Origin of the sequence: Streptomyces calidiresistens (genome assembly GCF_014141525.1) — a bacterium.
GTDB classification, from domain to species: Bacteria; Actinomycetota; Actinomycetes; order Streptomycetales; family Streptomycetaceae; genus Streptomyces; species Streptomyces calidiresistens.
On record NZ_VKHS01000764.1, the window covers coordinates 1 to 2,554 of the forward strand.

Consider the following 2,554-nt stretch of genomic DNA (forward strand, 5'->3'; position numbering starts at 1 on the left):
GAAGTGCTCGGGACGCACCCGCCCCAGCAGCCCGCGCCAGCCGTCGGTCACCGAGCCGCGTCCCGGCCACGGCTCGTACAGGTTCCCCATCCCGGTCTTCTCCGACTCGGTGCGGGAGAGGTGCTGCTTGTCCGTCATCAGGGCCATCTGCCGCTCCACCGGGCCGGGCGCGAGGGTGTGGGCGAGCATCAGGGCCCGGCCCATCGGCCCCGCCACCACTTCCCGACGCGGTCGCCGGATCACCCCGGCCACCGCCCGGGCCACCCGCTCGGGTCGGTAGACCGGGCTCAGCGGGCGCACCCGGCGGCCGGTGAGATTGGCGCCGTGCGAGAAGATCGGCGTGTCGATGGCGGCGGGCAGTACCGAGCACACCCGTACGTGTCCGTCACCGGCCAGGCGCAGTTCCTCGCGCAGCGACACGCTCATCGCCCGCTCGGCGAACTTCGAGGCGGTGTAGGACAGGGTGTAGGGCTGTGCGACCACGCCCACCACCGAGGAGATGTTCACCAGGACCGCCTCCGGCCGCAGGCGCAGGTGGGGCACCGCCGCCCGGGCGCCGTGCAGGTAACCCATGACGTTCACCTCCCACACCCGTCGATGGGCCTCCGCCGGTGTCTCCTCCAGTCCGCCGAAGAGGGTCACCGCCGCGCAGTTCACCCAGGCGTCGATCACCCCCATCCGTCGCACCGCCGCGTCGGCCACCGTCCGCACCGCGCCCTCGTCGGTGACGTCGGCCGGGACGGCGAACGCCCGGGCCCCCCGGGCGCGACACTCCTCGACCGCGTCCGCCAGGGCGTCGGCACGCCGGGCGGTCAGTACCAGCTTCGCGCCGCGGCGGGCCAGTTCCCGGGCCGTGGCCCGCCCGATCCCGCTCGAGGCCCCCGTCACCACCACCACTCGATCTCTGATCTCCATGGGGCTCGGGTACCCGGAGAGCGGCGAATCTCACGGGATTCTCCCGTGATGCGGCGAAAAGATGCTTTTCGTCGTGATGTCGGGCGGGGCGACGGCGAACGGTCGATCGACAGGGGCTCGGCGAGGGTGCCGGACGCGTCGCGTGCCCGCCTCCGGTTCCGCCCGCCCGCGGGGGCACGGATGAACGTCCTCGACCGACACGTCGACGCGCCCCTCCTCCCCGCCGGCGGGGAGGAGGGGCGCGTCGGTCGCACCCGGGTGCACCCGGTCGAACACGGCCGGGTGCACCCGGGTCAGCCCGAGACGAGGTGGAAGAGGGCGCCCTCCGGGTCCCGGAGGGTGGCGCCGCGCCCGAAGGGGGTGTCGTGCGGGGGCAGGGGAACCGAGCCCCCCGCCGCCGTGGCCACCCGCGCGGCGGCGTCCACGTCCCGCACCCGGAAGTGCACCTGCCAGCTCGGCCGGAGGATCGGGTCGGGGGCCTCCTCCAGGCCGCCCCCGTACATCCGGGCGACCGTACGGCCCTCCACCCGGACCACCACCCGGTCGTGCTCGAAACCGATGTCCACGTAGCCATGGTCGGGGGCGTCCCACTCGAAGACGTTGCCGTAGAACATGGCCGCGGCGAAGGGATCGCCGGTGCGCAGCTCCAACCAGGCGGGTGCGCCCGGACCGCCCTCGCCGCGCCACACCGGGTCACCGGGGCCCTCCCAGAGCCCGAAGACCGCCCCCGCCGGATCGGCGGCCCACACCGCCCGGCCCTCCCCGATGCGCAGGGGACCCACGGCCACGGTGGCGCCGCGATCCCGCACCCGACCGGCGATCCGGTCGGCGCTGTCGACCAGGAAGTGCGGCGTCCACGCCCCCGGCACACCGGCCGAACCGGAGACCGTGCCCAGCGTGCCGACCACCGTCCCCCCGGCCAGGGCCGAGCACTGCACCGCCCCGTCGCCGGGGCGCGGCTCGTACTCCCAGCCGAGGACAACGGCGTAGAAATCCTGCACCGCCCGCAGATCGCGGACCGTCAGGCTGATCCTGCCCGGTACGCCGTGCAGGCCGACCCTCGTCGCGGTCACCGACGCTCACCTCTTTCCGGGGGCCCGGCGCGTCCGCGCGGCCGGCGGCCCCTTCCACTCTCCGCCTCTTACCGTCGGGACGCCACCGAAACACCCCCGGTCCCCCGAACGGAGCAGCGCTGACGCCTCATCCCGTCGCCGGTCGGCGGGCGGCGGCATCCGGCATCGTCTCGGGCAGCCGCAGCCCCTCGCGCAACGGCACCAGTTCCGACTGCAGCACCAGGGCGGCCGCCCCGATGGCCGGTGCCCCCGCCGCGGACTCCGACAGGTGCACGCTCACCCCGTGGGCCCCGCGTGCGAAGAACGCCCGGGCCAATTCCTCCTCCACCACCGGCAGGTACAGCGACCCGGCGACGGCCAGACCGGGGCCGGTCAGGACCACCTGCTCAAGGTCCATCACGTTGGCCAGGGTGCGCACCGCCAGTGCCAGGTACCGGGCGGAGTCCTCCAGCAGGGCCCGGGCACCGGCGTCGCCGCGCAACGCGGCCCGGGCCACGGCGGCGAACTCCGCGGCCGGGCTGCCGGGACCGCCCCGGCGCCGGTCCTCCCGCCCTCCCCCGGGGACC

The 2,554-nt window shown here is 75.2% G+C and carries 3 protein-coding genes; all 3 read right to left on the minus strand.

Going from position 1 to position 2,554, the window contains the following annotated elements:
* Nucleotides 1-915: SDR family NAD(P)-dependent oxidoreductase (locus FOE67_RS22480; protein ID WP_182666666.1), on the minus strand; the 915-nt coding region annotated here is incomplete at its 3' end.
* Nucleotides 916-1,208: 293 nt separating this feature from the next.
* Nucleotides 1,209-1,988, minus strand: coding sequence for a VOC family protein (locus FOE67_RS22485; RefSeq protein WP_323385304.1), 780 nt, complete (start codon nucleotides 1,986-1,988; stop codon nucleotides 1,209-1,211).
* Between the two features lie 127 nt (nucleotides 1,989-2,115).
* Nucleotides 2,116-2,554, minus strand: a 439-nt coding sequence (locus tag FOE67_RS22490) for an ROK family protein (RefSeq protein WP_182666667.1), incomplete at its 5' end; no start/stop codon positions are given.